Raw genomic sequence first — 2,722 nt, 5'->3', positions numbered from 1 at the left:
CTTTCCCTACAAATGCATCAGGAGTAACGATTTTGGGAGCAAATAGTCAAACGGCTACCGTAACAGGAATGACCACTCCAGGGCTTTATGTTTTTGAATATACTTTTGATAATGGTGTATGTGAAAAATTAGCGGACCCTGTTCGGATAACCTTATATGAACCGCCTACAGATCCAGTGGCGGGTATGTCAGTAACCGAAGCGTGTCAATTAGATTATAAAACAGCTGCTAATCCAACATTAGATCCATTAGATATAGTCGGTTTAGGGACTTGGACTATTGATTCATTTACACCTAAGGGAGCAACAGCTCCAGTAGTACCTTTACCAGGAACAAGTATTGATAATCCGAATAGTCCTGTGACAGCACTTTCTGATATTGAATTAGGAACCTATGTATTAAGGTGGACAATAAGTAATCCTCCTCCGGCATCTTCAGGAGTTGTATTTTCTTCAGGAGATTGTACTTCTAAATTTGAAACAATAAGTGTTACATTCAATGATGAAGTTCCAACAGAAGCTAACGCAGGGCCAGATCAAGAATTATGTGGAGTTAATCAAACAAACCTTGCAGCAACTGCCGTAACAAGTGGTATAGGAACTTGGACACAAGCTGTAACAAATCCAGTAGGAGCAACAATTACAGCAGATACTAATGAAAGTGCATTAGTTTTAGGCTTAACTACAGGTACTTATGAATTTATATGGACAACAACTACAGCTAATGATGATGGTTGTTCATTTACAGATTCAGTTATTGTTGAAATAGTAGCTGAACCTATAGAAGCAAATGCGGGACCAGATCAGTGTGTTGCAGAATTTAGTGCCTTGTCATTAGCAGGAAATACACCAACTAGTCCAGAAATAGGGGTTTGGAATCAAGTTTCAGGTCCATCTAATGTTAATTTTATTGATCCTAATAATCCTACCACATTGGTAGGAGGTTTAACAACTGGTATTTACGAATTTCAATGGACAGTTACAAATGGGATATGTCCATCTGTTTCTGATACAGTTGAGGTTGAAATTAAAGGAAATGCTGATTTAGAATTGACAAAGGAAGTAGATCCAATTTCAGCCAACGTAGGGGATATAGTTACTTTTACAATTGAAGTGTATAATAACAATATACTTTCTACAAATACCGACGCAACAAATGTTGTTCTTCAAGATGTACTACCAACCGGTTTTACTTTGGTTGCTGGAAGCCCAACTCCCCAATCGGGTAACCCAGCTTCCAATGTATCTTTTGATGTCGCGTCAAAAACATTGACATGGGCAGGAATCAATGTAATAAGTGGTACAACAATAACATTGACTTATCAAGCATTGGTTGAATCTGTTGGTCCTTATGTAAATAATGCGCAAATTATTGCTTCAGATCAATTTGATCCAGACAGTAGTCCAACTGAAAATGAAAATGTTGATGATTTAACAGATGGGCAACCAGATGATGATGAGTCAAGTGTCGAATTAATTATAGAGTCAGCTGATTTGTCATTAACTAAAACAGTTGCTCCAACATCAGCAAGTGTTGGTGATGATGTAACATTTACTATTCGTATTGAAAATGCAGGTGTAAATACAGCTACTAATGTTGTTGTTGAAGATAGACTCCCAGTGGGATATAGTAATCCTAGAGCAATAAGTGATAGCGGTACAGCCAATGGATCTGGAGATTTAATTACTTGGAATTTAGCAAGTGTTCCAACAACAGGGCCAGTGGAATTGACATTCATAGCAACCGTAAATCAGCCTACTGGCGTTACGGATGAATATGTTAATCTAGCTGAGATTATGGCTTCAGATCAAGAGGACCCTAATACTACGCCAGGTAACGGAGTAGCTTCAGAAGCAGATCAAGACAATGCGGATATTACTTTAGAAAATGCTGATCTAGATTTGACTAAATCTATTAATCCATCATCAGGTGATATAGGAGATAGAGTTACGTTTACTGTAGAAGTTGAAAATATAACAAGTGCAACATCTACAGGTGATGCTACTGGTGTAGAAGTAACCGATTTATTACCATCAGGCTATAGTTTGGTTCCAGGAACCGTATCGAATGGCGGAACTTTTAATTTTGCTTCAGCAGCAATAGTGTGGAGTAATTTATCTATAGATAATGGAGATAGTATTAGTTTGACATATCAAGCTGATGTTAATGTTACGGGAAGTTATACTAATATTGCTCAAGTAACGGCTTCTGATCTTCCAGATCCAAATAGTGCCCCCAATAATGATATTGCATCTGAAAATGATCAAGATGATGCAACATTTACAATATTACCAAATGTCACGCCAGTGGCAGATGATGAAACAAGTAATGGGAATACTGTTGGAGATACGGTAGTTCAAAATATAATTACTGGGGATACAGATTCTGACGGTAATATTGAGCCTACTACAGTGAATTTAATTCCTCCAGCTGGACAAACTATTATTAATACAATTACAGATTTAGATGGAGATGTTATTGGTTTTGAGGTTGATGGTCAGGGAGTTTGGAGTTATAATGAAGTAACAGGAGAAGTAACTTTTGATTCAATAGATGGTTTCACAGGCGATCCAATTCCAATAACATATACGATAGACGATAATGAGGGAGCAGCATCTAATGTAGCTACGATTACGGTAACCTATTTAGATACGCCACCAGCTGTAGTAGCCGATGAAGATTTAAATAATGCTTTAGGGAGTACCGTTGGAATTAATGTGCT

Annotated in this window: 1 pseudogene; it reads left to right on the top strand. The window is 37.5% G+C overall.

What is annotated here, in order from left to right:
• A pseudogene (locus KQA_RS20485) lies at positions 1-2,722 on the top strand (hypothetical protein); the annotation flags it as partial.

It is taken from the genome of Aquimarina agarilytica ZC1 (assembly GCF_000255455.1).
Classification (GTDB): Bacteria; Bacteroidota; Bacteroidia; order Flavobacteriales; family Flavobacteriaceae; genus Aquimarina; species Aquimarina agarilytica.
This window is presented reverse-complemented; position numbering and strand designations above follow the sequence as displayed.